This is a genomic window from Micromonospora sp. WMMC415 (assembly GCF_009707425.1).
Classification (GTDB): domain Bacteria; phylum Actinomycetota; class Actinomycetes; order Mycobacteriales; family Micromonosporaceae; genus Micromonospora.
In genome coordinates this window covers 1563967-1590783 of sequence record NZ_CP046104.1, presented here as the reverse complement: position 1 = coordinate 1590783, position 26817 = coordinate 1563967, and the positions used below count along the sequence as shown (strand labels likewise).

At 75.4% G+C, this 26817-nt stretch carries 22 protein-coding genes; 8 read left to right on the top strand and 14 right to left on the bottom strand.

What is annotated here, in order from left to right:
• Positions 1-31: 31 nt before the first annotated feature.
• The 3 genes from GKC29_RS07780 to GKC29_RS07770 are packed head-to-tail and all read right to left on the bottom strand — an operon-like array spanning position 32 to position 3284.
• Positions 32-1504, bottom strand: coding sequence for an aminotransferase class V-fold PLP-dependent enzyme (locus GKC29_RS07780; RefSeq protein ID WP_155330185.1), 1473 nt, complete (start codon positions 1502-1504; stop codon positions 32-34).
• A complete protein-coding gene (locus tag GKC29_RS07775) occupies positions 1501-2937 on the bottom strand; it encodes an MFS transporter (RefSeq protein ID WP_155330184.1) in 1437 nt (478 codons plus the stop codon). Before GKC29_RS07775 ends, GKC29_RS07780 begins: the two co-directional genes overlap by 4 nt.
• Before the next feature lie 32 nt (positions 2938-2969).
• Positions 2970-3284 (bottom strand): MGMT family protein, encoded by a 315-nt coding sequence (locus GKC29_RS07770; RefSeq protein ID WP_155330183.1) that lies wholly within the window; start codon positions 3282-3284, stop codon positions 2970-2972.
• A 13-nt stretch (positions 3285-3297) separates the two neighbouring features.
• Between GKC29_RS07770 and proB the strand changes: the two genes are divergently transcribed.
• Positions 3298-4455 carry a glutamate 5-kinase gene (gene proB, locus GKC29_RS07765; protein ID WP_155330182.1) on the top strand — a complete coding sequence of 386 codons (1158 nt, stop codon included), beginning with the start codon at positions 3298-3300 and terminating at the stop codon, positions 4453-4455.
• A gap of 65 nt (positions 4456-4520) precedes the next feature.
• Complete coding sequence (locus GKC29_RS07760) at positions 4521-5762, top strand: glutamate-5-semialdehyde dehydrogenase (protein WP_155330181.1); 1242 nt, start codon at positions 4521-4523, stop codon at positions 5760-5762.
• 151 nt (positions 5763-5913) lie between these two features.
• Here GKC29_RS07760 and GKC29_RS07755 read toward each other — a convergent pair whose 3' ends face one another.
• The 6 genes from GKC29_RS07755 to GKC29_RS07730 form a co-directional block, all read right to left on the bottom strand.
• The gene (locus tag GKC29_RS07755) at positions 5914-6744 is read right to left on the bottom strand and encodes a prenyltransferase/squalene oxidase repeat-containing protein (RefSeq protein WP_155330180.1); all 831 of its coding nucleotides are present in this window, start codon (positions 6742-6744) and stop codon (positions 5914-5916) included.
• 130 nt (positions 6745-6874) lie between these two features.
• Complete coding sequence (gene moeZ, locus GKC29_RS07750; protein ID WP_196255833.1) at positions 6875-8095, bottom strand: adenylyltransferase/sulfurtransferase MoeZ; 1221 nt, start codon at positions 8093-8095, stop codon at positions 6875-6877.
• A 69-nt stretch (positions 8096-8164) separates the two neighbouring features.
• Positions 8165-8959, bottom strand: a complete 795-nt coding sequence (locus GKC29_RS07745) for a DUF3152 domain-containing protein (protein WP_155330178.1) — start codon at positions 8957-8959, stop codon at positions 8165-8167.
• Positions 8960-9028: 69 nt separating this feature from the next.
• A complete protein-coding gene (locus GKC29_RS07740) occupies positions 9029-9811 on the bottom strand; it encodes a DUF3152 domain-containing protein (protein ID WP_155330177.1) in 783 nt (260 codons plus the stop codon).
• A gap of 380 nt (positions 9812-10191) precedes the next feature.
• Positions 10192-11166: an alpha/beta fold hydrolase gene (locus tag GKC29_RS07735; RefSeq protein ID WP_155330176.1), complete on the bottom strand. Its 975-nt coding sequence runs from the start codon at positions 11164-11166 to the stop codon at positions 10192-10194.
• Between the two features lie 50 nt (positions 11167-11216).
• Positions 11217-13145 carry a hypothetical protein gene (locus GKC29_RS07730; protein WP_370463355.1) on the bottom strand — a complete coding sequence of 643 codons (1929 nt, stop codon included), beginning with the start codon at positions 13143-13145 and terminating at the stop codon, positions 11217-11219.
• Between the two features lie 1213 nt (positions 13146-14358).
• Here GKC29_RS07730 and GKC29_RS07725 point away from each other — a divergent pair.
• Together GKC29_RS07725 and GKC29_RS07720 are read left to right on the top strand one after the other, a co-directional pair.
• Positions 14359-14997 carry a TetR/AcrR family transcriptional regulator gene (locus GKC29_RS07725; RefSeq protein WP_155330174.1) on the top strand — a complete coding sequence of 213 codons (639 nt, stop codon included), beginning with the start codon at positions 14359-14361 and terminating at the stop codon, positions 14995-14997.
• 64 nt (positions 14998-15061) lie between these two features.
• Complete coding sequence (locus GKC29_RS07720) at positions 15062-15289, top strand: DUF3107 domain-containing protein (protein ID WP_155330173.1); 228 nt, start codon at positions 15062-15064, stop codon at positions 15287-15289.
• 81 nt (positions 15290-15370) lie between these two features.
• On the opposite strand, the gene GKC29_RS07715 is transcribed toward GKC29_RS07720, so the two are convergent.
• Positions 15371-16063 carry a ferritin-like fold-containing protein gene (locus GKC29_RS07715; RefSeq protein ID WP_230688953.1) on the bottom strand — a complete coding sequence of 231 codons (693 nt, stop codon included), beginning with the start codon at positions 16061-16063 and terminating at the stop codon, positions 15371-15373.
• A 297-nt stretch (positions 16064-16360) separates the two neighbouring features.
• Here GKC29_RS07715 and GKC29_RS07710 point away from each other — a divergent pair, with 297 nt between their 5' ends.
• The 3 genes from GKC29_RS07710 (at position 16361) to GKC29_RS07700 (ending at position 19986) form a co-directional block, all read left to right on the top strand.
• On the top strand, positions 16361-18013 hold the full coding sequence (locus GKC29_RS07710) for a DEAD/DEAH box helicase (RefSeq protein WP_155330172.1): 1653 nt from the start codon (positions 16361-16363) through the stop codon (positions 18011-18013).
• Positions 18014-18240: 227 nt separating this feature from the next.
• Positions 18241-19428 carry an SAM-dependent methyltransferase gene (locus tag GKC29_RS07705; RefSeq protein WP_155330171.1) on the top strand — a complete coding sequence of 396 codons (1188 nt, stop codon included), beginning with the start codon at positions 18241-18243 and terminating at the stop codon, positions 19426-19428.
• A gap of 141 nt (positions 19429-19569) precedes the next feature.
• Complete coding sequence (locus GKC29_RS07700; protein ID WP_155330170.1) at positions 19570-19986, top strand: helix-turn-helix domain-containing protein; 417 nt, start codon at positions 19570-19572, stop codon at positions 19984-19986.
• A 25-nt stretch (positions 19987-20011) separates the two neighbouring features.
• Here the strand turns inward: GKC29_RS07700 and GKC29_RS07695 are convergent, their stop codons facing one another.
• The 3 genes from GKC29_RS07695 to GKC29_RS07685 all read right to left on the bottom strand — a co-directional run bounded on the left by GKC29_RS07695 (position 20012) and on the right by GKC29_RS07685 (position 24947).
• Positions 20012-20962: a hypothetical protein gene (locus tag GKC29_RS07695; RefSeq protein WP_155330169.1), complete on the bottom strand. Its 951-nt coding sequence runs from the start codon at positions 20960-20962 to the stop codon at positions 20012-20014.
• 122 nt (positions 20963-21084) lie between these two features.
• On the bottom strand, positions 21085-23196 hold the full coding sequence (locus tag GKC29_RS07690; RefSeq protein ID WP_155330168.1) for a RecQ family ATP-dependent DNA helicase: 2112 nt from the start codon (positions 23194-23196) through the stop codon (positions 21085-21087).
• Between the two features lie 41 nt (positions 23197-23237).
• Positions 23238-24947 (bottom strand): AfsR/SARP family transcriptional regulator, encoded by a 1710-nt coding sequence (locus GKC29_RS07685; protein ID WP_155330167.1) that lies wholly within the window; start codon positions 24945-24947, stop codon positions 23238-23240.
• Positions 24948-25092: 145 nt separating this feature from the next.
• On the opposite strand from GKC29_RS07685, the gene GKC29_RS07680 reads away from it, so the two are divergent.
• A complete protein-coding gene (locus GKC29_RS07680) occupies positions 25093-25899 on the top strand; it encodes a hypothetical protein (protein ID WP_155330166.1) in 807 nt (268 codons plus the stop codon).
• An 87-nt stretch (positions 25900-25986) separates the two neighbouring features.
• Here the strand turns inward: GKC29_RS07680 and GKC29_RS07675 are convergent, their stop codons facing one another.
• Entirely contained in the window at positions 25987-26733 is a 747-nt protein-coding gene (locus tag GKC29_RS07675; RefSeq protein WP_155330165.1) for an SDR family NAD(P)-dependent oxidoreductase, read from the bottom strand.
• Between the last annotated feature and the right edge of the window lie 84 nt (positions 26734-26817).

Below are 26817 nucleotides of genomic sequence, written 5' to 3'. Positions count from 1 at the left end.
CCTGTCGGGGTATCCCCCAGCCTCGACGGTGTCACCAGGTCGGCCGCTGGAGCAGCCCGACGAACTCCACCAGCAGCCGCTCACGCAGCGCCGGCGGTGCGGCGTCGAGCAGGGTGTTCACGGTCGCCATCCGGTCCGGCACCGGAGCGGCGCCGGCCCCGAGTCCGAGCCCGGCCGCCAGGCCGGCCACCAGGTCCGCCGTGAGTGTCTCCGGCGTCAGCGCCCCGGCGAGGGCGAGCAGCTCCGACGGGAGCCGGACCGGCCCGGCCGCTCGGGTCGCCGCCACGGCGTCGGCCAGGTCCGGGCCGAAGCCGGCCACCTGCGGCGCCACCGACGCGGTCACCGTGAGGTGCACGCTCACCGGCAGCCCGGCGTACGACAGCTGCGGCTGGGTGTGCCAGCCCCGGGCGGCCAGCTCGTCGACGAGCACGAAGAGGTCCAGCTCCGGCCCGGTGCTGGTGAAGCACACGACGGTGGACTCGGGCTCGGCCATCAGCCGCAGCCCCTCGACCCCGCGCACGGCGTCGGCCAGGCCGGCGACCGCGTCCCGGGTCAGCGACGCGAGCCGCAGGTACCCGTCCTCCCCCAGGTGCCGGAGGGTGGCGTACGCGGCGGCGATCGGCCCGCCGGAGCGGGTGGAGGCGATCACCGGGTTGACCATCGTGTAGCCGGGCCAGTCGGCGTACGCGAAGTACTGCGGTGCCCGCAGCGCCGCCTCCCGGTGCAGCAGCACCGACACGCCCTTCGGGGTGTACGCGTACTTGTGCAGGTCGACGGAGATCGAGGTGACGCCCGGCACGGTGAAGTCGAACGGCGGCACCGGCTCGCCGAGACGGCGCAGCCAGGGCAGGGTCCAGCCGCCGAAGCACGCGTCCACGTGGCAACGCACCCCGGCGCGGGCGGCGGTCTCCGCGACCTCGGCGACCGGGTCGACGACGCCGTGCGCGTACGACGGCGCGGAGGCGGCGACCAGCACGGTCTCCGGCCGGATCGCGGCGGCGACGGCGGCCGGGTCGGGACGCAGCGTCTCCGCCGGCACCGGCACGATGTCCAGGGCCACCCGCAGGTAGTGGGCCGCCTTGGCGAAGGCGGCGTGGGCGGTGGCCGGAACCACGATCCGGGGCTCGGTGAGGTCCGGGCGGGCGTCCCGCGCGGCCTTCACCGCCAGGATCAGCGACTCGGTGCCGCCGCTGGTCACGTTGCCGACGACGTCCGGCGCGCCGGCGCCCGGGCCGCCGCCGAGCAGCCGGGCCGCCGCGCCGACCAGCGCGTTCTCCATCGCGAGCAGGGACGGGAACGCGGTCGGGTCGAGCCCGTTGACGTGGGCGCTCTCGGCGTGCGCGGCGGCGGTCAGGGCTTCCAGCCCGTCCACCGCCGGGTCGTAGACGTACGCGAACAGCCGCCCTCCGTGCGTCGGCCGGTCGGCGTCGCGCAGTGCCCGGATCTCCTGGAGAACCCGCTCGGCGGGCAACCCGCGCGCGGGCAGCCCGCTCTCGTCGATCATAGAGTTGTGGTGCCCTCTCTGTGGTGGTGAGCGGCCTCCGTCGCCAGCACGACTCCGCGATCGCCGGAGTCGGGCGCGGCGGCGGCGAGCGCTGCCGGAGTCAGGTCGTAGGGGCGCAGGAGGAGGGTGGCCGCCGCCACCAGGAGCGCGGGGAGGACCGTGAAGCCGAGGAGGATGCCCAGGCGGGCGCTGTCCGGCTGGGCGGCCGCCGCGCCGGTGTCCGAGGGAACGTAGCCGGAGAACTCCAGCACCAGCCCGAAGATGCCCGGACCGAGCGCCAGGCCGAAGGTCTCCCCCGCGGTCCACAGGCCGGTGAACACGCCCGCCTGCCGCCGCCCCGTGCGCGCCTCGTCGTACGCGATGCAGTCCGGCAGCATGGCGAGCGCGAAGACCTGCTGGCCCGCGTACCCGACGCCGATCAGCGCGACCAGCAGGTAGATGCCGACGACCGGGAGCACAGGAGCGGCGACGAGCGCCAGCGCGCCGGCGGCGAAGATCAGGGACGCGGCGACCAGCCCGGCGAGCTTGCCGAACCGCCGCCCGACCCGGCTCCACAGCGGCATCACCAGCAGGGCCGGCCCGACGAAGCAGACGAACAGGACCGTCGGCCCGCCCTCCGGGTCGCGCAGGATCTGCGTGGCGAAGTAGTCCACGCCGGCCAGGATCGTCGCCACCCCGGCGGACTGGATCACGAAGCAGACCAGCAGTGCCCGGAACGCCCGGTTGCGACCGGCCACCGCGAGCTGCGCGCGCAGCGTCGGCTCGCTTCCCGCGGCCGTGCCGGCGGGCGCGGAACGGGTGCCGAGGAAGGCGCCGACCGCACCGAGCACGATCAGGCCGGCGACGAAGACTCCCATCCAGCGGTGCCCGGCCAGGCCGCCGCCGCCCGCGTCCCGGACCAGCGGCGCCACCGCGCCGGAGACCAGGATGGCCAGCGCCAGCACCGCGATCCGCCAGGTCATCAGCCGGGTACGTTCGGTGTAGTCGCCGGTCAGCTCGGCCGGCATCGCCACGTACGGCACCTGGAAGAAGGCGAACGCGGTGGCGGTGGCGAGGAAGGCGAGAGCCACGTACGGGCCGGCCGCCGCCCCGGTCCCGAACGGCGCGGCGAAGATCGCGGCGAAGAGCACGCCGAGGGCGATGCCGGCGCCCAGCAGGTACGGCCGGCGGGGGCCCCACCGGGAGCGGGTGCGGTCGGAGATCCGCCCGGCGACCGGGTTGACCAGCACGTCCCACGCCTTCGGCAGCAGCACGAGCAGGGCGGCCACGCCCGCCGCGACGCCGAGCGTGTCGGTCAGGTACGGCAGCAGGAGCAGCCCGGGCACCGTGCCGAACGCGCCGGTGGCGAGCGAGCCGAGCGCGTACCCGGCGTGCACCCGCCGCGGCAGCACCCCGCCGGCGGGCGAGCCTGTCCCAGCCGGCGGCGCGTCCATGACGCCGAATGTTACTCACGTTATGACGGCGGTCACATCCCCTCTTCCGGGGACCAGCTCGCCGCCCGCATGTCCACGCCGGCACCCCGCAGCGGCGCCCCCTCGGCGAGCAGCCGGGCCCGCGCCTCCCGCTCGTGACCGGGCGGCAGCCGCCCGGACGAGGTCACGACCCGGTGCCACGGCACCCCACCACCGTGCCGCGCCATGATCGACCCGACCAGCCGCGCCGACGACCGGCCCGACCGCTCGGCGAGCGCGTCGGCCACCGCCCCGTACGACATCACCCGGCCGGGCGGGATGCGCTCGACCAGTTCCAGCACCGCCTCGACGTACTCCTCCGGTCCCACGACGCGCCACGATATGGGAACGCGGCGGGGCGGCGCGGGACCGACCACGCAGAATGGGCGGGTGCGCGACATGGTGACGACGGCCCGGCGGGTGGTCGTCAAGATCGGATCCTCCTCGTTGACCACCGCCACGGGCGGCCTGGACGACCGGCGGGTCGAGGTGCTCGTGGACACCCTCGCCGCCCTCGCCGGTCAGGGCCGGGAGGTCGTGCTGGTCTCCTCCGGCGCGATCGCCGCCGGGCTCGCCCCGCTCGGGCTGGCCCGCCGCCCGCGCGACCTGGCCACCCAGCAGGCCGCCGCCAGCGTCGGGCAGGGGCAGCTGATCGGGCGGTACGCGGCGGCCTTCGCCCGGCACCGGCTCACCGTCGGGCAGGTGCTGCTCACCGTCGACGACGTGACCCGGCGGGCGCACTACCGCAACGCGTACCGGACCCTGCGCAAGCTGCTCGACCTGCGCGCGGTGCCGATCGTCAACGAGAACGACACCGTCGCCACCGAGGAGATCAAGTTCGGCGACAACGACCGGCTGGCCGCCCTGGTGGCCGCCCTCGTCCACGCCGACCTGCTGGTCCTGCTCTCCGACGTCGACGCGCTCTGGACCGGTGACCCGACCCGCCCGGGTTCGGCGCGGATCGCCGAGGTGCGCGACGACCGGGACCTGTCCGGGGTGACGATCGGCGGCGCCGGCCGGGCCGGGGTCGGCACCGGTGGCATGGTGACAAAGGTGGAGGCGGCCCGGATCGCCACCGGCTTCGGCATCCCGGTGGTGCTCACCGCCGCCGGCCTGGCCACCGAGGCGCTGGCCGGGGATCCCGTCGGCACCCTCTTCCACCCCAGCCGGCGGCGGCCGGCCGCCCGGCTGTTCTGGCTCGCCCACGCCACCTCGCCCCGGGGCCGGCTGCACCTGGACCCGGGAGCGGTGCAGGCGGTCGTGGGGCGGCGCAAGTCACTGCTGCCGGCCGGCATCACCGCCGTCGACGGCGCGTTCACCGCCGGCGACCCCGTGGACCTGGTCGACACCGAGGGCGCGGCGGTGGCCCGAGGGCTGGTCAACTACGACGCGGTGGAGCTGCCCGGCCTGCTCGGGCGCTCCACGTCCGAACTCGCCGCGGCCCTCGGCCCGGCGTACGAGCGGGAGGTCGTCCACCGCGACGACCTGGTGCTGTTGTAAGCAAGGGCCCCTTGTTAACTCCTGGCGTTGTACAAGGGACCCCTCCTAACACCGAGGAGTACAGGATGAGCGTCGTCGAGCAGGCGCGGCGGGCCCGGACGGCGGCGGAGGCCCTCGCGGTCGCCACGCGTACCGTCAAGGACGCCGCGCTGCACGCGATGGCCGACGCGCTGGTGGCGCGTACGCCGGAGATCCTGGCCGCGAACGCCGCGGACCTGGCCGCCGGGCGCGCGGCCGGGCTGAGCGCGGCCGTGCTGGACCGGCTCGCGCTCGACGAGGGGCGCGTGGCGGGCATCGCGGACGCGCTGCGCCAGATGGCCGCGCTGCCGGACCCGGTCGGCGAGGTCGTCCGGGGCTCCACCCTGCCGAACGGCCTGGAACTGCGGCAGGTCCGGGTGCCGTTCGGGGTCGTCGGCATCATCTACGAGGCCCGGCCGAACGTCACCGTCGACGCCGCCGGCATCTGCCTGAAATCCGGCAACGCCGCGCTGCTGCGCGGCTCCTCCTCCGCCATGCACTCGAACGCCGCGCTGGTCGCGGTGCTGCGGGACGCGGTGGCCGGCGCCGGCCTGCCGGCGGACGCGGTGCAGCTGCTCGACGCCGCCTCCCGCGACTCGGTCAAGGAGCTGATGCGCGCCCGAGGCCTGGTCGACGTGCTCATCCCGCGTGGCGGGGCGTCGCTGATCCGCACGGTGGTCGAGGAGTCGACCGTGCCGGTGATCGAGACCGGCGTCGGCAACTGCCACGTCTACGTGGACGCCGCGGCGGACGTGTCGAAGGCCGTGGCGATCACGCTGAACGCGAAGACGCAGCGCCTCTCCACCTGCAACACCGCCGAATCGCTGCTGGTGCACGCCGACGTCGCCGACGCCTTCCTGCCGCCGATGCTGGCCGCGTTCGCCGAGGCGGGGGTGACCGTGCACGGCGACAGCCGGGTGGCCGCGTTCTCCGCCGCGGTGGTGCCGGCCACCGACGAGGACTTCGCCACCGAGTACCTGTCGGCGGACATCTCCGTCACCGTCGTCGACACGCTGGAGGCGGCGGTCACGCACATCCGGCGGTACGGCACCGGGCACACCGAGGCGATCGTCACCGACTCGCAGGCGGCGGCGCGGGAGTTCGTCGCCCGGGTGGACGCGGCGGCCGTGATGGTGAACGCGTCCACCCGCTTCACCGACGGCGGTGAGTTCGGCTTCGGCGCGGAGATCGGCATCTCCACCCAGAAGCTGCACGCCCGCGGCCCGATGGGGCTGCCGGAGCTGACCAGCACAAAATACGTCGTCACCGGGACCGGTCACCTGCGGTGAAAGGAAGGGCCCCTTCTTAACGTCTGGCGTAGAGGAGGGGTCCCCTTTTAACGCCGCACGCCGCACGCCGCACGCCGCACGCCGCACGCCCCACGCCCCACGCCGCACGCCGCGCGCCCCACGCCGCGCGCCGCACGCCGCACGCCGCGTGTCAGCGGCAGGCGCGGATCGCCGTCAGGGTCGCATGCACGTCGAACTGGTGCCCGTCGTCGCTCTCCCAGCCGCCGTCGCTACGCTGCGTCTCGGCCAGCCGGCGGCGGGCCCGCACCAGGATCCAGTCCTGCTCGTCGACGCCCACCCGGCGCAGGGACGCGGCCAGCCAGGCGACGTTGGCCGGGGACATGTCGGCGATCCGCTCGGCGAGCGCCACCTGGATTCGCGCGGACTCCTGGAACATCTCCTGGCGGAACAGCACCCCCGCGCTCAGCCACCCGGCGGCGAGGAAGGACGGCCAGCTGCCGTCCGGGTTGAGCCGCGCGACCAGCGACAGCGCCGCGGCGTGCACGACGCCCGCGTACACCCCGCCGACCCGGTGGTCCAACGGCCCGGCGGCACGCGCGTCCAGCCCGGCGACGGTCAGCCAGAACGCGGCGTTCGCCGTCAGGTAGAACCCGGCCTCCGGGTCTCCCGGCCGGGCCCACTCCGGCGCGGTGTCAGCCAGCGCGGCGTCCTCCTCCCAGCCGCCGTCGGGCAACTGGCGGAACGCGAGCCAGTCCAGCGCGCGCCGGGCGGCCGGCCGGCCGATGGCGCCCAGGTCGTCCAGCTCGGCGAGCCGGAAGCAGGTGGCGTCGACGGACGCCACCTTGCCCTCGAGGTACGCGGGCCAGCCGCCGTCCGGCAGTTGGCCGCCCTCGGCCACGTCGAGCACGTCCGGCCCGGGCGGCGTGCCGGTACGCAACCGGGACAGCCGGGCACGGTCCACCACGTCCCCGTGAGCCACCACGAAGCCGATCGCGGCGTCGATATCCACCACGGCGGTCACGCTACCTGTGCAAACGCGACTCCGCCTCGGTGAATCGGCCACCCGACGCGGGCCCACCGCACCGAGGCCCCGCGTGTTAAGAAGGGGCCCCTCCTCTACGCCAGGCGTTAAGAAGGGGCCCTTCCTTACGTCAGTACGCCGGCAGCGACGGGTCGATCTGCTTGATCCAGGAGAGGACGCCGCCCTGGACGTGCACCGCGTCCCGGAATCCGGCGGCCTTCAGGGCGGCGAGCGCCTCGGCCGAGCGGACACCGGACTTGCAGTGCAGCACGATCTGCCTGTCCTGCGGGAACTCCGCCAGCGCCTCCCCGGAGACGATCTCGCCCTTGGGGATCAGGCGCGCGCCGGGGATCCGCACGATCTCGTACTCGGCCGGCTCCCGGACGTCGACCAGGAACACGTCCTTGCCGGCGTCCTGCCATTCCTTGAGCTCCAGGGCGGTGATGGTCGAGTCGACCACCGCCTCCTGCGCCTCGACCGACACCGCGCCGCAGAAGTCCTCGTAGTCCTCGAGCAGGTCGGTGACCGTCGGGTTCTCGCCGCACAGAACGCAGTTCGGGTCCTTCCGGACCTTGATCTTGCGGTAGGTCATCTCCAGGGCGTCGTACACCATCAGCCGGCCCACCAGCGGCTCGCCGATGCCGGCGAGCAGCTTGATCGCCTCGTTGACCTGGATCGAGCCGATCGACGCGCAGAGCACGCCGAGGACGCCGCCCTCGGCGCAGGACGGGACCATGCCGGGCGGCGGGGGCTCCGGGTAGAGGCAGCGGTAGCAGGGGCCGTGCTCGGCCCAGAACACCGACGCCTGGCCGTCGAACCGGTAGATCGACCCCCACACGTACGGCTTGCCGAGCAGCACCGCCGCGTCGTTGACCATGTACCGGGTCGCGAAGTTGTCGGTGCCGTCGACGATCAGGTCGTACTGGGCGAAGATCTCGCGGACGTTGTCCCGGTCCAGCGCGGTGTTGTGGATCTCCACGTTGACCAGCGGGTTGATCTCCCGGATGGAGGCCGCGGCGGACTCGGCCTTGGAGCGGCCGACGTCCGAGACGCCGTGGATGATCTGGCGCTGGAGGTTGGACTCGTCGACGGTGTCGAAGTCGATGATGCCGAGCGTCCCCACCCCGGCGGCGGCCAGGTACATCAGGGCCGGGGAGCCGAGGCCACCCGCGCCGACGCAGAGCACCCGGGCGTTCTTCAGCCGCTTCTGGCCCTCGACACCGACATCCGGAATGATCAGGTGGCGGGAGTAGCGGCGGATCTCGTCAACGGTCAGCTCGGCGGCGGGCTCGACGAGCGGGGGCAGCGACACGGTGGACTCCCCGGGATCGGCGGTGGCGAACCGGGCCATTGTCGCTCGCCGGGCGGCCGGTCGGCCATGAGGAGCGACACTCGTCCGCACTGCGGGAGCGGGAATAACTCATGTGCCCGGCACCGGCTCGCCCGCGTGCCGCCGGCCGTCCAGGTACGGCCAGGGGTTGGCGACGCAGCCGTCCAGCCCGTACGTCTGCTGCTGCATCACCGGTGCCGGCGCCCCGGGGCCCGGGCAGGCCTCGTGCCACTCCCCGAACTCGTGCCCGACCTCGTGGTTGATGACGTAGCTGCGGTACACGGCGAGCGGCGCCCCGTAGTCGGGTACCCCCTCCACCCAGCGGGCCAGGTTGATGATCACCTGGCCGGGCAGGCGGCAGGAGGTGTAGCCCTCGGTGCTGAGGCCGCCCTCGGCGCACATCCGCTCCGACGTGTCCGGGGTGGCGAGGTAGACGGTGAAGTCCGCGAGGTCCGCGTCCTCGACCCGCTGCACACGCAGCTCACTCGAGCCGATCCAGCTGCGGGAGTCGCCGAGCACCTCGTCGACCGTCGCCGCGAAGGTGCCGGCGTCGTGGCCGATGTCGCGCTCCACGGCCACCCGGTAGCGGCGCAGCGGCCCGTCGGCGCCCCGGACGTCGGTGTCGCCGGTCGCGGTGACGAAGCTGCCCGCCCCGACGCGCGGGTAGCCGCCCGGCTGCGGCCGCTCGGCGGCAGCCCCGTACGAGGTGCGGTCGGGCGGGCTGCCCGCCGGCGGTTCGGCGGCCCGGACCAGCGCCACCGACGCCGCCGCGGCGAGCAGCAGGACCACGCCGAGCCGCAGGGCACGGCGGCGCCGGCGCCGCATGCGGACCCGGCCCGGCCGGGGCGGGCGAGCGGACGGGCCGGAAGAGGACGGCGCGGTCATGACGCCAGCGTCGCAGAATAATCGGGCAATTCCCCACAAATGCGCGCTAACGCCTTTGATGTGTCGACGTCAGACCGGCGGGCCGGTGTACCGCCGCCCATCCACGTACGGCCAGGGATTCGCGACGCAGCCGTCGAGGAAGAGGGTCTGCTGCATCATCACCGGGGCCGGCCGGCCCGCACCGGGGCAGCGCTCGTGCCGGTTGCCCAGCTGGTGCCCGACCTCGTGGTTCACCACGTACAGCCGGTAGACCGGCAGCGGCACCTTCATCGCGACGAAGTGCGGGACGGACAGTCGCCACCGGTCCAGGTTGATGATGACCTTCCCGGGTGCCCGGCAGGACGTGTACGGGCGCCCACCGATCCGGATGTCCACCCCACCCGCGAGACACATCCGGCCGGCCGTCTGCGCGGTGGCCAGGTAGACGGTGAAGTCGGCGGCGGCGTCGCCCGGCACCTGCTGCAGCCGCAGCCGGCCACCGTCGACCCAGCTCCCCGGCCCGGCGAGCGCCTCCCCGACGGTGGCGGCGAACTCTGCCACGTCCTCCTGCGCCCCGTTCTCCACGGCGACCCGGTACCGGCGCAGCGTGCCCGCCTCGCCGAGCAGCGGCCCGGTGCGATCGTCGTACCCGAAGGTGCCCTGCCCGGCCGACGGCACCGGCCCCGGGATCTGGAACACCGGACGCGCCGTCGGCTCCGCCGCCACCGTCGTCGGTGCCGGGCTGGGTGCCGCCGACGTGGGTGCCACCGACGGGACCGGCGTCGGCGCGGCGACCACCTCCGCGCCGACATCGGCACCGCGCTGGTCGGTGACCACCGCCACCGCCGCGACGACCGCCAGCACGAGAACCATCGCCTCCAGCACCCGCCGGGCCCGCCTGCTCCGGCGCCGGTGCCGGCCACGGACCGCGCCGGCCGGCGGGCGGGACGGCGTACGGCCTCCGGCACCCGCCGAGGTCCCGGCACGACCACCGGCGCGCTGGGCGGGCGGACGCCCGGTCCGGCCCGCAGCCGGGATCCCCCGACCACCGGCCGATGTCACCCGGCCCTCAGCCGGGGTCGCCCGGCCACCAGCCGGCGGGGGCGTCCGGCGGCCGGCCGGCCCGGTCGCGCGACCGCCGGTCGACACCGGGGGCGGCACGGCGGCCCGGCCGCCCCGAGTGCCCGGCTGGACGGCGGGGGTACGAGCGTGCGTCGATGAGCTGGCGGTACCACGGGCGGAGGGCATCCCGCTCAGCCTGCCATGTCGGGCCGCTTCGCGGAGTCCCCCGTTTCGGCGAGCAGCGGCAGGACAGCGCGGGCGACCAGGCGCGGCACCTCGAGCTGGGCGACGTGACCGACCCCGTCCAGCATGAGCAGCCGGCTGTCCGGGATGGCGCGGGCGGCCTGCGGCGCGACCCGCACGTCCACCAGGCGGTCGTGCCGGCCACCGATGACCAGCGTCGGCGCCCGCACCATGCCGGCCAGCCGCCACATCGACCCGGAGCCGGGCAGGTAGGACCGCAGGAAGCAGGAGACCAGCCCTCGGAACGTCCGGACGTACGCGGCGGCGTAGTGGGCGGCCTCGTAGCGGACCCGGATCTCCTCCAGCGCCTCCCGGCGGCGCTGCTCGCTGATCCGGCTCACATCGGCGACGCACGCCTCGATCACCTGCTGGGCCATCACCTCGGGCGCCAGCTGCGCCAGCCGCCAGGCGGCCAGCCGCTCGCCCCGGGGGATCGCCAACAGCGGCAGCATCCGGCCCTGCAACGATCGCCGGAAGTCGAGGAACGGCAGGGCGGGTGAGATCAGGGTCAGCGTCCGGACCAGGTCCGGGCGTGCCGCCGCCACCTGCACCGAGATCGCGCCGCCCAGCGAGTTGCCGAACAGGTGCACCGGGCCACGGCCGGAGTGCTCGATCCAGCGGACCACCCGCTGCGCGAACGAGGGAACCGTGTAGCGACGGCCCGGCTCGCTGCGGCCGAAGCCCGGCAGGTCGATGGCCTGCCCGTCCAGCCGGTGGGCGAGCAGGCCGGCCAGGTCGGTCCAGTTCTGCGAGGAGCCGCCGAGGCCGTGGACGTACAGCGCCGGCTCCGCACCGGGCGCGGTCGCCGGAGTCTCCCGGACGTACGTGACGGTGCCGTCGAGGCGTACCTCGCGACCGGGCCAGGGGGGCGGGACGGAGTGCTCGGGAAGCACGTCGTCCGGCCAGAGGGTGGCGCGCTTCATCGCTCCAGTCTGCCCGTGGTCACGGCGACCGGCAGCGCATCCGGCGGCGGTCAGGCGAGCAGCGCCTCGAGGCGGCGGTTCACCGCGGCCAGGGTCGCCCGGACGACGGCCTGGCGCGGGTCGCCGGCGACCAGCGCGGAGCCGGCGAGCTGCTCGACCCAGCCGTCGCAGACGAGCAGCACCACCACCGTGGCCACCTCGCAGTTGCCGAACGGCACCACGGCCGCGTGCTCCACGAAGCAGCGCCCCGGGCCCGACTCGGGCCCGGACCCGCGCAGCAGCTCGTCGACCGCCGCGGCGGCGGCCACCGCGCACAGGCGCAGCACGTACCCGTCGACGGCCGGGCCGGTCGCGTACCCGGCAGCGGGCGCGCCGGCGGTCGTCAGCCGCACCTCCACCGTGGCGTCGAGCCCGAACGTGCTGACCTGCACGTGGTCGATGACCACCCGCGGGCCCGGCCGGCCGCCGGTGTCCAGCGGCCGGGACGGCGCCGCCTCCGTCGTGGTGACCTGGCCTCCGGTGTACGACGTCCCGACGGTCGCCGGGCTGCCGGTGGGCGCGGCCGGCGCGGCGACCGAACCCGGCTCGTCGACGGTGGCCCGGCCCCGGTGCGGCCCGCTGGACTGCCGGCGTCGGCGCGGGGTTTCCGGCAGGGCCGCCTCCGGCCGCTCGGACCGCGACGGCAGGGCGTCCCGCCCGGCCGGCGGGCGGGGCACCCGCGACTCGGCGGTCCGGGGCTCGGCGGCGGACCGCTCGGCGGACCGCCGGCGGACCGGAGGTGCCGGCTCGGCGGGCACCCCGGGCACGTTCTGCGGGGCGGCGGCGAGGCCCATCCGCTCCTGGAGGAGCCGGGCGACGTGCCGGCTCACCTCGGCGGGGTCGGCACCGTCGGCGAGGTCGAGGCGGAGGCTGTGCGCGCCGGCCTGGGTGCGGCGCAACTCGGCGTCGCGGACGCCCGCCACTCCGCGCACGGCGTCGAGGATGGCGTCCACGTCGAAGCCCTCGGGCCGGTCGCGCAGCGGGGCCGGCTCGTCGTCGCGGCGGAGGTGGGTGGCGATGCGGGCGAGTTCCGGGGTCTCGGCGGGTGGCTCCACGGCTGGCGGCTCCGGCACGACGGGCACGTCCGGCTCGGCGGGGACGCGCTGCGGCAACACCGCCGACGCAGGGTCCGGCAGCCGGTCGTCGCCGACCGGCCCGGCCGTCGGTGCCGGCTCCGGGGCGGATCGGCGGGCCGCGTAGGGGGGTGCGCTCGTCGGGGCGGGCGCGGTGGGGATGCGGTCGCGGCCACCGGCGCCGCTCGTGGCGGGCTCGGCGGCGGGACTCGTGGCGGGGCCGGCGGCCTTCGGTGCGGTGGCGGGCTGATCCGCCGGCGCGGGGGCTTCCGGGCGGAGGCGGAACGGCCGGCGGCTCTCCAGCGTGGCGTCATCCCCGTCAGGGGTGCCCGCGGCCGCGGCGGCGGGGGGCGCGCTGGCCGGCCGCTCCGGCGCCCAGGCGGACCGGTCGGCCGGTGGGGCCGGGGGGGTCGCCGGCGCCCGGCCGGCGGGCGGCTCGTACACCGGCCGGATGTCGGGGCCGCGGCCCGATTCGGCGGGTGCGGGGTACGCGTCGGCACGGACCGGTTCGTACGCCCGCTGCGGCTCGGCAGCCCAGGCGGGCCGCTCGTCGCGCGCGCGGCGACCGGCGCCGGGCTCCGCGTCGCGGGTCTCGGGTTCCGGGCGGGCCCGCCGGCCGGACGACTCCGGACCTGGGCGGAACGGCACCGGCTCAGCCTGGTCCCGGGCCCGGCGGCCGGGCGCCTCGGGAGCCGACGTCTCGGCTTCGTCCCGGGCCCGGCGGCCGGGCGTCCCGGGAGCCGACGACAACGTCTCGGCCTCGTCGCGGATTCGGCGACCGGACGGCTCCCAGCGGTCACCCGGCTCGTCGTGTCCGGCCGGCTCGGAGCGGTCGCGGGCCCGGCGACCGGCCGCCTCCGGTTCCACCCGTGCCCACGGGGGCGCCCACTCGTTCCCCCAGCTCGGCTGGTTCCAGCTCGGACCGGACCACTCCGGCTCGGCGAGCGGTGCCCGGCGGTCCGTCACCGGGGCCGATCCCGGCTCCGCCGGGCGGGCCGGCGCGCCGAACGGTGAGCTGGTCGGACCTGCGTCGGCGTCGCTGCCGGGCCCGCGGTCGATGCCGGACACCCGGTCGCCGGACTCCCAGCCGGCCCGCGCGCGGTCGGCGTCGTAGGCCGGTCCCCCGCCGGCGGCCGGACCGTCGGCCGCGGCGCGGCTCGCCGGACCCTCGCCGAAGGCGCGGTCACCGGTGGGCGGCTGCTCGGCGCGGTCGCCGGGCCGGGGCTCGGTGGGCGGCGGGAACGCACGCGGGTCGTGCGGCGCCGGCCCGGGCGGGTACGCCGGGTCCCAGCCGCGCGCCTCGTCCCGGGTGGACGGCGGCTCCGGTGACCGGTCGGCCGTCGGCGCGTGGAGGCCGGGCGGCACCTCGAAGCCGCTGGCGGCCGTGCCGACCGGCGGGACCTGCACGGCGGGCGGCGCCGACGTCGGCAGCCCGGGCTCGGCCCACCGGGACGCGCGCGTCGTCGGCGGCTCCTCGGTGGCGTGCCGTGCCGGATTGGGCTCCGGCTCGGCCGGCCCGGAGGACTGCTCGACGGCGGGCGCGGGACGCGGGGCCGGCACCACCAGACGGTCCCCGTCGGTGTCCCGGCGTGGGTCGCCGGAGAGGCCGGGCGGGGCGCTGACCGGGGACTGGCGGGCGGACGGCGCCTCGGCGGGGGCGTGCGGGTAGCCGTTGGCCCGGTGGCCGTTGGCGTGCGGGCGCGGCGCGGCACCGGACGTGCCGGGCACCGGAGCGGGCAGGTCACCGTGTTGGGGGGAGGAGGTGGCCCATCCCGGGGTCGGGTCGGACCGACGCCAGGGCGCGGCCGGTTCCGGGGGCCAACCGGCCGCCGGGGGCACCCATCCGCCGCCGGAGCGGGACTGGTCCTCCTGCGGACCGGTCCCGTCGCCGTGCTCTCCCGGGGTGGCGGCACCGGGTTGCCCTGCTTCACTCACCGCGCGCTCCTTGGTCGCCCCCGCTGAGGCTACCGTGTGGTGAGAGTGGCGATAAGTTACAGCGGCGGGCCAATTCCGCGACGGGCGAACAGCCCCGACCGGTTCGGGTGAAATGCCGGCTCGTACGAAGAACTCGGAGGCTCCCATGACCGCTGTGGGGAACAGTGCACAGACCGCCGGCCGGCCCACCCGCCTGCCCCGTTCCGCGCGCCGCAAGCAGCTGCTCGCCGCCGCGCAGGAGGTGTTCGTCGCGCAGGGCTACCACGCGGCCGCGATGGACGACATCGCCGAGCGCGCGGGGGTCTCCAAGCCGGTGCTCTACCAGCACTTCCCCGGCAAGATGGAGCTCTACCTGGCGCTGCTCGACACGCACTGCGACGCCATCGTGGCGAAGGTGCAGGACGCGATGCGCGGCACCACCGACAACAAGGAGCGGGTCAGCGCCTCGGTCCGCGCGTACTTCGACTTCGTCGACCACGAGAGCGAGGCGTTCCGCCTCGTCTTCGAGTCGGACCTGCGCAACGACCCGGCCGTGCGCCAGCGGGTCGAGCGGGTCGAGCAGGGCTGCATCGCGGCCATCACCGACACGATCATCTCGGACACCGGTGTGAGCCGGTCGCACGCCGAGCTGCTCGCGTCCGGGCTGGTCGGTGCGGCCGAGACCGCCGCGCAGTTCTGGCTGGCCAGCGGCCGGCAGGTGGCCAAGGCGGAGGCCGAGGCGCTGGTCGCCGCGCTCTCCTGGCGGGGCATCGCGAGCTTCCCGCTGCAAGGTGAGTCAGCCTGACCGCCGCCCGCGTGATCGGATAGCCTTCGCAGGGCGGCATATTCGCCCCAGTTGAGGAGGCACTGTGGAGGTCAAGATCGGCGTGCAGTACGCGCCGCGCGAGCTGGTTCTGGAGAGCGCGCAGTCGCCGGCCGAGATCGAGCAGATCGTGACCGACGCCATCGCCGGCAACGGCGGCACGCTCTCCCTCACCGACGAGAAGGGCCGGCGGGTCATCGTGCCGGTAGACAAGGTCGCCTACGTGGAGATCGCCGAGGCGTCCCCCCGGGCCGTCGGGTTCACCGTCCGCTGAGCCGCGGGCGCACCCGCCCCACACCCGTCGACGCGGTCCGACGCCGCGGCACGTGCCGGTCACCTGCCGCGGCGTCCCCGGTCAGTTGTTGAGTCCGACGGCGCCCATGCGGGCGGTGTGGGCGGCGGTCAACCTGCGGAACAGGCCCTGCACGTCCACCTGCTCCCCCCGCGCGATGAGCGCGGTCAACGCCCCCCGGTCGGCGGACGCGACCCGACCGGCCTGCGACAGCGCCTCACCGACCAGCCGACGCGCCCACATGGAGAGCCGGTTGGCGACCCGGGGGTCGGCCTCGATGGCCGCGCGGATCTCGGCGGCGGCGAAGTCCGCGTAGCGCGACTCGTGCAGCACCTCCAGCACGAGCCCCCGGTCCGGCTCGGCCAGCGCCCCGGCGATCTCCCGGATGAAGTCGTCGGTGATGCCGTCTCCGACGTACGCCTTGGTCACCGCCTCGGCCCAGTCCCTCGGCTCGGTCGAGTCGTGGTACGCCTGCAACGGCTCCACGTAGACCGCCATCGCGTCGTCGGGCAGCACGCTGAGGTCGCCCAGCCGGTCGGCGAGCCGCCGGTAGTTGCGGATCTCCGCGGCGGCCATCTCGCCCAACGCCGCCCGTCGGCGCAGGTCGGGAGCCAGCCGGGCGTCGGCGGCCATCCGCTCGAAGGCGAGCAGCTCACCGAAGGCCACCAGGCCGAGCAGGTCGACGAGCGCGGGATCGGTCACGACGCCGCCGGCCGGGCCGGTCGGAGTCGGTGCGGGTTCGCTTGGGGCGGACACCAGCGCAGGGTACCGCCCGGCGGCGAATCGCCGTTGATGTGAGTGCCGTCACAGGTGTCCGTTTCGGCAGGCGGCACGGCCGCCGAGGAATCAGGACGGGGTCAACGCTGTTCAGGTAGACTGGAGCAGTTGCCGTGGGCGCCGACCGATGTTCGATCTGGTCGCAGCCGGTCCACGGCGCGCGTGCGGCCCGGTCCCGCGCGGCAGATCCGCCGCCGACCGTGTGGCCCGCGCCATACCGTCCGCGCCCTGAGGACTAAACGGGGCGCACCCACGAGAGGGCACCCCCACATCCATATGAGCGAGCTGACGCAAGAACTGATGGACGGCCACGAGTTGGCCCCCACCGCCCCGGTACGCCCGGAGGCACCCACTTTCGCCGAGCTGGGCGCGCGTCAGGAGACCGTCGACGCGCTGGCCGCGGCCGGCATCACCCGCGCCTTCGCCATCCAGGAGTACGCGCTGCCGATCGCGCTGCGCGGCGCCGACCTGATCGGCCAGGCGCCCACCGGCACCGGCAAGACCCTCGGCTTCGGCGTACCACTGCTGGAGCGCGTGTTCGCGCCCACCGAGGGCGGCGACGGCGTCCCGCAGGCACTCGTCGTGGTCCCGACCCGCGAGCTGGGCATCCAGGTCGCCAAGGATCTCCAGGCCGCCGGCAGCAGCCGGGGCGTCCGCGTGCTGCCGATCTACGGTGGTGTGGCGTACGAGCCGCAGATCGACGCGCTCCGCAAGGGCGTGGAGATCCTCGTCGGCACCCCCGGTCGCCTGATGGACCTGCAGAAGCAGAAGCACCTGCGGCTCGACCGGGTGCGCGCGCTGGTCCTCGACGAGGCCGACCGGATGCTCGACCTGGGCTTCCTCGACGACGTCGAGAAGATCCTGGCGATGCTGCCGGAGGACCGGCAGACGATGCTCTTCTCGGCCACCATGCCGGACCCGATCGTCGCGCTGTCCCGGCGCTTCCTGCGCCGTCCGGTGACGATCCACGCCGGGCACACCGCCGAGACCGGCCCGTCGCCGCAGACCCAGCAGCTGGCGTACCGCACCCACTCGATGAACAAGATCGAGATCGTGGCGCGGATCCTCCAGGCCGAGGGTCGCGGGCTGACCATGATCTTCACCCGCACCAAGCGGGCCGCCGACCGGGTCGCGGAGGATCTGGACTTCCGTGGCTTCGCCGTTGCCGCCGTGCACGGCGACCTCGGGCAGGGCGCCCGCGAGCGGGCGCTGCGCGCCTTCCGCGCCGGCAAGATCGACACGCTGGTCGCCACCGACGTCGCGGCCCGGGGCATCGACGTCACCGGCGTCACCCACGTCATCAACTACGACTGCCCCGAGGACCAGGACACCTACACCCACCGGATCGGTCGGACCGGCCGGGCAGGTGCGACCGGCGTCGCGGTGACCTTCGTCGACTGGGACGACATGCCCCGCTGGCGGATCATCGACAAGACGCTGGGCCTGGACATGGCCGAGCCGCCGGAGACGTACCACACCTCTGCGCACCTCTACACCGACCTGGGCATCTCCACCGACGTCACCGGCACCCTGCCGACCGCCGAGCGCACCCGCGCGGGGCTCGCGGCCGAGGTCGAGGAGGACCTCGGCGGCCGGTCCCGCCGGGGCGACGGCCGGGGCTCGCGGCGCGGCGAGGGCCGCGGCCGGGAGCCCCGCCGCGGCCGGGGCGGGGAGGCAGCCGTCGCGTCGACCACGGACGCGCCGGCCGACGACGCCGCCGAGGAGCGCAGCCCGCGTCGCCGCCGGCGCCGCCGGGCGGGCGAGGTGGTCGCGGGCGAGCCGACCGCGGTGATCTCCACCGAGGGCGGCACCGAGCCGGAGACGGCCGCCGCCGAGGGCAGCGCGTCGGCGAAGCCGCGCCGCCGCCGGCGCCGCCGCGGTGGCGGTGGTTCCGGCGGGGGTACGCCGGCCGAGGCGACCGCCGACTGACACGCGCACGTCCGACGTCCCCCGCCTCGTTCGCCGAGCGGGGGACGTCGCGCGCTCAGGAAGACACAGCCCGGGCCGCCGTCGACCACCCGGTCGGCCTCCTTTGCTCTGCTTCAACCCACGCACCGGAACGCGCCGCTTTCCGGTGCGTCCGTTGAAGCAGAGCAAAGGGCAGTGCGGGGCACATCAGTGCGTCGCCGCCGGGCACGACCGGGAAGGATCAACCCATGCCGGAGCCACTGGACGCCGCGCTCGCCGAGGTGCGGGCGCTGCTGCTCGACCCCGGGCTGACGCGGGCGGTGGCCGCGGGCCGGCGGCGCGGGCAGCGCCCCTCGGTGGTCCGGGCGGAGCTGCGGCCCGTCACCCTCAAGGCCGGTCCACGCCTCCAGATCGCCACCTCCGACGGCAGCCGGCCCTACACCCGCAACGTCGCGCCCGGCGGCGACGCGGACGCGGCCGTGGACGCGCTGCTCGCCGAGCCGTTCGGCAACTGGCACGTGGAGACCGTGCGGACGACATTGCAACTGCGGGTCACGAAGTCCGGGGAGGCGCAGGTGCACCGCGCGGCCAACTCCGGCTCGCCGACCGAGCCGGCCGGACACGACCGGGCGAAGGACTACCTGCTGGACCCCGGTGACCCCATCTTCGCCGAGATCGGCGGATCGGCGGCGAAGCGACGTCAGGTGGACGCCTTCCTGCGGGCGCTCGCCGCGACGCTGCCCGACGATCTGCCCGGCCCGCTGCGGGTGGTGGACCTGGGGTGCGGGAACGCGTACCTGACATTCGCCGCGTACCGGTGGCTGACCCGGCGGGGGCTCGACGTGCACCTGGTCGGCGTGGACGTCCGCGAGGACCAGCGGCAGCGCAACACCGCGCTGGCACAGCGGCTGGGCTGGGCGGACCGGGTGCGTTTCGTCGCGGGCACAATCGCCGACGCGGCGGTCGAGCCCGCTCCGGATCTGGTGCTGGCGCTGCACGCCTGCGACACGGCCACCGACGAGGCGCTCGCGAGGGCGGTGCGTTGGGGAGCCCGCTGGGTGCTCGCGGCGCCGTGCTGCCACCACGACGTCGCGGCGCAGTTGCGCTCCCGGCCGGCACCGCCGCCGTACGACCTCCTGACCCGGCAGGGCATCCTCCGGGAGCGCTTCGCGGACGTGCTGACCGACGCGGTGCGGGCGGGGCTGCTGCGGTTGCACGGCTACCGGGCCGAGGTGGTGGAGTTCGTCGACTCGCGGCACACGCCGCGGAACCTGCTGATCCGGGCACGCCGCACCGGCGCGGCACCGACCGGCGCGCAGCGGGCGGAGTACCGGGCGCTGGTCGACCAGTGGGGCGTCACGCCGAGGCTGGCGACCCTGCTCGGCGGCCCGGGGGGCGACGCCACCGGCGGCACCGCCGGGGTGGCCGCGGGCTGACGCCCGGACGAACTCCGCGCCGCGGGTACGGTCCCGTCCACGGGACGGTCTGGTCGATCAGTCAATTGCTTCCGCCGCGAGCCGTACTACCCTCGAACCACGCACCGTCAGGTGCCCGGCCGGGAGGGAAGACCCGCTGGAATGGCTTCGGTAGAGGTATCGCCGCAGGCGGCGTTCGCGCGCTTCGTGCGGCGCGCCATCGACGACGCCCGGGAGGAGCGGGGGTGGACCGTCACCGACCTGGCGTCCCACACGGGTGTCGGTCGCTCGACCGTCTTCCGCTGGCTCGCCGGTGACTGGCAGGACTACCCCGAGCTGGCCAAGGTGCGCGGGTTCTGCGCCGCGCTCGACCTGCCGGTCGCGGCCGCCTTCCGTGCGCTCGGCCTGCCGGACGCCGGCCCCGCGCCCCGCCGCCGCAGCGACGACGGGCCGGTCGAGGCGGACGTCCGGGTGATCCTCCAGCGACTTGCCGACCCGACCGTGCCGGCCGAGGAGAAGCACCACATCCGGGACCTGCTGCGGTACCTGGCCCGCCGCCCGATCCGCCGGGTCGGCTGACGGACCGGCGGGGCCGCGCCCCCGGTCAGGCGTCGAGCGTGAACTCGGCGGTCCGCACCACTCCGGCCACCTGGAAGTCCAGGTAGAGGCGGTACCGCCCGGCGCCGGGCACGGTCACCCAGAACCGCACCGCCCCGTCGACCAGGGCCGGCTCCGGGTGGACGTGCAGGTATCCGAGGTCTCCCTCGCGGAGCGCGACCAGGTGCCCGTACGCGCCGAGGTACCGCTCCAGCGTCGCGGGTCGGCCACCCTCACCGGTGATCCGGAAGGTCAGCGGCACCGACACGGTGGACTGCGGGGTGCCCTGGTAGGCGACGGTGAACCCGCCCACGGTGGTCGACGTGGTCGCCGCCGGGAGTGGGCGCGGCTCGTAGTCACCGGCGGCGACCAGGTCGGTCCCCAGGGTCACCGCCGTCTGTCGTCCGTCGTCGGCGAGGGCGGTGAAGTCGGCGTACGCGCGCCAGACGCCCGGCTGCGGCAGCGTCAGCGGCACCGACCAGGTGCCGTCGGCCGCCATCGCGGGGTGCAGGTGCTGGTAACCGGTGAGGTCACGGCGCACCACGATGAGGTGCAGCGGCTTGTCGTGCACCACGGCGAAGCGGGTCACCGGGCGGCGCTGCGCGTCGCGGATCTGGAACCTCAGCTCGCCGGGACGGCCGGCGACGAGGTCCACGGCCGACGGGGCGATGGTGTAGCCGGCGGCGCTGACCGACAACCCGGTGGCCTCCGCCGCCAGGCCCTGGTCGGCGCCGTGTTCGTGCGCCCCGGTGCCGGGTGCGTGGGTGTGGTCGGCCAGCGCGCTGCCGTAGCCGACCGCCGCGGTGGGGTCGCCGCCGCCGGCCCGGCCGAGGCCGAACCCGAGCAGGACGGCGAGGATCAGCCCGCCCACCACCAGCGCCAGCCGCAGGGTGCTCCGGTCGGGAAGGGCGGAGACGCGGTCAGCGCGCGGGGCGTCGGGCGGCGGCTGACCGGTCATACCGCCCACGCTACCGTCGGCGACGCGCGCCGGCGGGCGGGTGCCCGCCGGGCGTGGCGACCGTCGCAATCCGCCGGGCCCGGGAACTTCCCAGCCTCCTCGACCGACCGCCGGCCGGCGGCTCAGCCCGCGACGGCCAGGGCGAGCGGCAGCACGTCCGGGGCTCCGGCGCGGCGCAGTTCGCGGGCGACCATGGTCAGCGTCCAACCCGAGTCGACCAGGTCGTCGACGAGCAGCACCGGCCCGTCCAGCCCGGCGAGGGCGCCGGCCAGATCCGGCGGCACGGTCACCGCGCCGTGCAGGGCGCGTACCCGCTGGGCGCTGTTCCCGCGCGGGCCTCCCGGCGCGGTCACGGCGACGCTGCCGAGCAGCGGCAGCCGCCCCACCGTGGCGATCCGGCCGGCGAGCGAGCCGACCAGCCGGGGCCGGCGGCGCGATCCGACCGCGACCACCGCCGCCGGCCGGCGCGGCCAGGGAGCGTCGCCGTGCGCCCACGCCTTCAGCACCTCGACCACGGCGGCGGCCACGTCCTCCGGGACGTCGACGTCCACGGCGTCCGGCCCGACCAGTTCGCGCAGGCGGCCACCCCAGCCGAGGTCGGACAGGCGCCCGACCGCCCGGCCCGGCAGCGCCTGCTCCGCGGGGGCGATGCGGCCCTTGACGGGTACGCCGACCGCCTCCAGCCCGGTCGGCCAGAGCTTCTTCGGCGGGACCTCGACGCCGGGGCGGCCGAGGAAAGCCTGCGCGGCGCTCAGCGCGGGCCCGGAGACGTCGACGGAGAAGATCGGTTCCGCGCACCGGTCGCACCGGCCACAGTCGGACGCGCCGGCATCGTCCAGGCATTCCCGCAGGTAGCGCAGGCGGCAGCCGGGTGTGGTCGCGTACTCCCGCATCGCCGCCTGCTCGGCGGTGCGCGCGGCGGCGACGCGCCGCAACCGGGCCTCGTCGTAGCTCCACGGCTCGCCGGTGGCGAGCCACCCGCCGCGCACCCGGCGGACCGCGCCGTCGACGTCCAGAACCTTGAGCATCAGCTCCAGCCGCGCCCGGCGCAGGTCGACGACCGGCTCCAGGGCCTGCGTGGAGAGCGGCCGGTCGGTGGACAGGGCGGCGAGCACGGACCGCACCTGGTCCTCCGGCGGGAAGGCGAGCGAGGCGAAGTACCGCCAGATGGCCGCGTCCTCGGCGCCGGGGAGCAGCAGCACCTCCGCGTGCGCGACGGCGCGGCCGGCGCGGCCGACCTGCTGGTAGTACGCGATGGGCGACGGTGGTGCGCCGAGGTGCACGACGAAGCCGAGGTCCGGCTTGTCGAAGCCCATTCCCAGCGCGCTGGTGGCGACCAGCGCCTTGATCTTGTTGTCGAGCAGGTCCTGCTCGGCGGCGCGGCGGTCCGCGTCCTCGGCCTGCCCGGTGTACGAGGCCACCGGGTAGCCCCGGGAGCGCAGGAAGTCGGCGGTCTCCCCCGCCGCCGCGACGGTCAGCGTGTAGACGATGCCGCAGCCGGGCAGCTCGTCGAGGTGGTCGGCGAGCCAGGCCAGCCGGTGCGCCGGGCCGGGCAGGTCGACCACACCGAGCCGCAGCGACTCCCGGTCCAGGCTGCCCCGCAGAACCAGGGCGTCGCCGAGTTGCTCGGCGACGTCCTGGGTCACCCGGGCGTTGGCGGTCGCCGTCGTCGCCAGTACCGGCGTGCCGGACGGCAGGTTGCCGAGGAAGGTCCGCAGCCGCCGGTAGTCCGGGCGGAAGTCGTGCCCCCAGTCGGAGACGCAGTGCGCCTCGTCCACGACCAGCAGCCCGGTGGTGGCCGCCAGCTTCGGGAGCACCGTGTCCCGGAAGTCGGGGTTGTTCAGCCGTTCCGGGCTGATCAGCAGGACGTCCACCGTCCCCGCGTGGATCTCGGCGACGATCTCGTCCCACTCGTCGAGGTTCGCGGAGTTGATCGTCCGGGCGCGGATGCCGGCCCGGGCGGCCGACTCGACCTGGTTGCGCATCAACGCCAGCAGCGGGGACACGATCACCGTGGGACCGTGCTCACCGGTCTCCCGCAGCAGCGCGGTGGCCACGAAGTAGACGGCCGACTTGCCCCACCCGGTGCGCTGGACGCAGAGCACCCGCCGCCGGTCGACGACCAGCGCCTCGATCGCCCGCCACTGGTCCTCCCGGAGCCGGGCGTGCTCCCCGGCAAGCTGCCGCAGCACCGCCTCGGCCCGCTCGCGTACCGCCGTCCGCTCCTGGCTCATCCGGCATTTCTACCAGCGTCGGGTGATCGGGGCGTACGGCGTCACGGCGCGGCCGGCTGGTGCTGCGCGGGGTTCGGCGGAAGGAACAGCAGGACGTCGCGAAGCCGTTCGGTGGACGCCGGCGGCAGCATGCACCGGCCGGCCAGCTCCTCGACCGAGCCGTACGGACCCCGCAGCCAGCGGTCCACCGCGACCTGCCGGCACTGGTCCGTCGTCAGGCCCGGCAGGTCGGCGAGCACCGCCTCGGACACCGAGTTGACGTCGATCAGCCCGCCGTCGTCGAAGGTCCGCGGCAGGTCCGGCCGGCCGATGCGCAGCTCGTCGCGGGCCGCCGGATGGTAGTGGAGCAGGAGACGGGCGTGCTCGCGACGGAGCCGGCGTTTCTCGGCGGCCCGGCCGGCCCGGCTGCCGCCGGTGACCAGCGCCCACACCCGCCGGTTGAGCAGGACCACGTGCAAGGCACCGGCAGCCCAGCAGGAGAGCAGGAACCCCAGGATGTAGAAGCCCTCGAAGTCGGTGAGCTCGGCCTCGGGATCCGGGTTCATGTTCTCCAGCACCACGATGAAACCGACGAGGACGACGAGGTAGCCGACCCCGGCGAGTGCGAGTCGCCCGCTCTGCCGCCACACCGCGTACACGAACACGATCAGCCAGGTGATGAACCCGAGTGACACCAGGACGAGCAGCGTTCCGAGGGTGGTCGCCAGGTTGGCCAGCCACCGGGGAGCCGGCTCAGCCGGCCAGCGCCTCCGCCGGGGCGGCAGGATCGGCGGAGGCGGGAGGAGTCCCGGCGGCCCGTACCCCGGCAGCGGTGGTGCGGGACCGGTGCCGGACGGGATAGCGGCGGATGCCGGCGGCGGAGCAGGGGGTGCGTTGCGGGCGGGCGGCTCGGCTGGCGCGGTGGCGGCGGGTGGCGCGGCCACGGTTTCGGCCGGCGGGGCCGGAGCGTCCGCCGCGACCGGCCCGGGGTCCGGCGCCGGCAGCAGCGCCGGGTCCGCGGACAGGACGCGCCGGTGCAGCTCCCGCAACTGCTCGCCCGGCTCGATGCCGTACCCGTCCCGGAGCAGTTCGTCGAAGTCGCGGTACGCCGCGAGCGCCTCGGCCTGCCGGCCGCTGCGGTACAGGGCCAGCATCAGCTGCCGGCGCAGCCGCTCCCGCACCGGGAACTCCCCCGCCAGCTCCACGAGCGGGCCGACCAGCTCCCGGTGCCGGCCCTGGTCCAGTTCCAGCTCGGCCCAGCTCTCCAGGGCGGTCGCCCGCAGTTCGACGTACCGCTGCCGTGCCGCCTCGAAGAACGGCCCGGCGAAGCCGGTGAAGGGCTCGCCCCGCCACAGCTCCAGGGCGGCGCTCAGCTCGGCCAGCGCGTCCGTCGGCCGGCCCGCCTCCCGGTGCCGCTCCGCCCGGCGTACGGCCTGCTCGAAGCGGACGGCGTCGAGCGAATCCGGGGACACGTGCAGGACGTAGCCGGCGTCGGTCAGCGCGAGCACCTGCCCGGGGGTGCGGGGCGACCGCTCCGGCTCCAGGATCCGGCGCAGCCCGGCGACGTACTTCTGCACCACGTTCGGGCCGTTCGCGGGCGGATCGTCCGGCCAGACGGCATCGACGATCTGCGTCGTGGACACGGGCCGGCCGGCGGCGAGCAGGAGCACAGCCAGCACCGCACGCCGCTTGCTCGGACCGAGGTCGAGCTCGCGGTCGGCGTACCAGGCCCGTTGAGGGCCGAGAAGCGCGAAGCGCAGCGCCCCTGACATGCGAGTCCCCGCTCCTGACCACCCCGGCCGCGCGCCTGATGACAGCGTGCGGCAGTCGGACGGCAGCATAGCGGCAGTGGCCCGGCAGCGGAGTCGTGCCAGTATCGGCCCTGGCAACGGCCCCGTACGAGAAAGAGATCATCTGATGACGCAGCGAACCGGCACCGCGGCCCTGGCCCGGCGGGCCGTCACCGGCGCGACCGCCATGCTGGCCGCCACGGCTCTGCTGGCCGGGTGCACCGGCAAGGACGGGGGTTCGGCGGCGCCGTCCCCGTCGCCCGACCCCAAGGCCGACCTGCTGGCCGCCGTGCCCGACGAGAAGGACCCGGCCTTCCTCTTCAGCGGCACCGACGCGGACGGCACGGTCACCGGCTCCGTCGACCCGGCCAGCAAGGGCATCGAACTGAATGTCACCGAGAAGGACGCCGAGGCCGGCTTCACGATGAAGATGTCCTTCCGCTTCGTCGACCAGCAGTCCTGGGTGAAGGTGGACTTCGGTGGGTCGGAGGAGCTGCACACCCTGCTCAAGCTCCCGAAGAACTGGATGGAGCTGGACAAGGCGAAGCTCACCGACTCGGAGGCCGTGCCCGGCTACGAGGGCGCGGACCCGGGCAACGCCCGCCCGATCCTCGCCACCGCCACCACCGTCGAGAAGCAGGCCGACGGGACGTACACCGGGACGGTCGACCTGTCCGGCCAGGAGGCGGCCGACGCCATGGACAGCGTCGACGTCGCCGCGCTCGGGGACGCCGCGAAGGCCGTGCCGTTCACCGCGGTGGTGGGGCCGGACGGCAACCTGAATTCGCTCACCCTCGACATTCCGGCCGCCGGCAAGCAGAAGGCGCTGAAGTTCGTCGTGAAGTACTACGACTTCGGCAAGGCGCCGGCGATCACCGCGCCCGAGGGCGCGAAGGCGGCGCCGGCGTCGGCCTACGAGATGTTCAACAGCTGACCCACGGCGCACCGGGCCGCGGCCACACGGGGGGCCGCGGCGTAAGGGGCCGCGGCCGAACGGGTCGCGGCCCTCGTCCGTCCCGCCTCAGCGGCCGAGGACGGACCCGCCGTTGACGCCGAGGACCTGACCGGTGACGTAGCCGGCGGCGGGGCCGGCCAGGTAGCGGACCGCCTCGGCGATGTCGTCCGGGGTGCCGGCCCGGCCGACCAGGGTGGCCGCCACCCGCTTGGCGTGCCCCTCCGGGGTCATCCGGTCGCCGAAGAACTCGGTGTCGGCGACGTAACCGGGGCTGACCACGTTGACCGTGATCTGGTCCGGCCCGAGTTGCGCCGCCAGGTCGTACGCCCAGCCGTGCAGCGCCGCCTTCGCCGCCGAGTACGGCCCGCCGCCGCCCCGCTGTGCGGCGATCGAGCTGACCAGGACCACCCGCCCGCCCGGGCGGCGCAGGGCCGGCCGCAGCGCCTCGGTGAGCAGGACCGCGGTGAGCACGTTGGCGTCGAGGTTCGCCCGCCAGTGCGCGGCGGTCCCGGCCAGGCCGCCGGTGTCGCCGCCGAGGTATCCCCCGGCGTTGTTGACGACCGCGTCCACCGCCCGGTCGGCGACCGCCTCGACCACCCCGGACACCTGCTCCGGGTCGGTCAGGTCGGCGACCACGGGCCGGACGGCACGGGGACGCCCGATGTCCCAGGAGATCCGCTCGGCGGTGTCCGTCAGCACGTCCTTCCGCCGCCCGACGACGTACACGTCGAACCCGTCGGTGGCCAGGACCCGGGCAACGGCGGCCCCGATCCCGGTCCCGCCACCGCTGACGACCGCGAGCCGCTCACCCATACGTCACCCTCCCCACCCGCCGAAACCCGCCGATCATGAAGTTATCGCCCAGACACACGGCGTGGCGCAACAATAACTTCATGA

Bases quoted from the DNA above. Each gene is read 5' to 3' on its own strand.
- GKC29_RS07740 (WP_155330177.1), bottom strand. From the start codon at position 9,811: ATGGTTCTCGTGCTGGCGGTCGTCGCGGCGGTGGCGGTGGTCACCGAC.
- GKC29_RS07675 (WP_155330165.1), bottom strand. From the start codon at position 26,733: ATGGGTGAGCGGCTCGCGGTCGTCAGCGGTGGCGGGACCGGGATCGGG.
- GKC29_RS07775 (WP_155330184.1), bottom strand. From the start codon at position 2,937: ATGGACGCGCCGCCGGCTGGGACAGGCTCGCCCGCCGGCGGGGTGCTG.
- GKC29_RS07760 (WP_155330181.1), top strand. From the start codon at position 4,521: ATGAGCGTCGTCGAGCAGGCGCGGCGGGCCCGGACGGCGGCGGAGGCC.
- GKC29_RS07745 (WP_155330178.1), bottom strand. From the start codon at position 8,959: ATGACCGCGCCGTCCTCTTCCGGCCCGTCCGCTCGCCCGCCCCGGCCG.
- GKC29_RS07700 (WP_155330170.1), top strand. From the start codon at position 19,570: ATGGCTTCGGTAGAGGTATCGCCGCAGGCGGCGTTCGCGCGCTTCGTG.
- proB (WP_155330182.1), top strand. From the start codon at position 3,298: ATGGGAACGCGGCGGGGCGGCGCGGGACCGACCACGCAGAATGGGCGG.
- GKC29_RS07725 (WP_155330174.1), top strand. From the start codon at position 14,359: ATGACCGCTGTGGGGAACAGTGCACAGACCGCCGGCCGGCCCACCCGC.
- GKC29_RS07690 (WP_155330168.1), bottom strand. From the start codon at position 23,196: ATGAGCCAGGAGCGGACGGCGGTACGCGAGCGGGCCGAGGCGGTGCTG.
- GKC29_RS07685 (WP_155330167.1), bottom strand. From the start codon at position 24,947: ATGTCAGGGGCGCTGCGCTTCGCGCTTCTCGGCCCTCAACGGGCCTGG.
- GKC29_RS07710 (WP_155330172.1), top strand. From the start codon at position 16,361: ATGAGCGAGCTGACGCAAGAACTGATGGACGGCCACGAGTTGGCCCCC.
- GKC29_RS07695 (WP_155330169.1), bottom strand. From the start codon at position 20,962: ATGACCGGTCAGCCGCCGCCCGACGCCCCGCGCGCTGACCGCGTCTCC.
- GKC29_RS07705 (WP_155330171.1), top strand. From the start codon at position 18,241: ATGCCGGAGCCACTGGACGCCGCGCTCGCCGAGGTGCGGGCGCTGCTG.
- GKC29_RS07680 (WP_155330166.1), top strand. From the start codon at position 25,093: ATGACGCAGCGAACCGGCACCGCGGCCCTGGCCCGGCGGGCCGTCACC.
- moeZ (WP_196255833.1), bottom strand. From the start codon at position 8,095: ATGGCCCGGTTCGCCACCGCCGATCCCGGGGAGTCCACCGTGTCGCTG.
- GKC29_RS07735 (WP_155330176.1), bottom strand. From the start codon at position 11,166: ATGAAGCGCGCCACCCTCTGGCCGGACGACGTGCTTCCCGAGCACTCC.
- GKC29_RS07780 (WP_155330185.1), bottom strand. From the start codon at position 1,504: ATGATCGACGAGAGCGGGCTGCCCGCGCGCGGGTTGCCCGCCGAGCGG.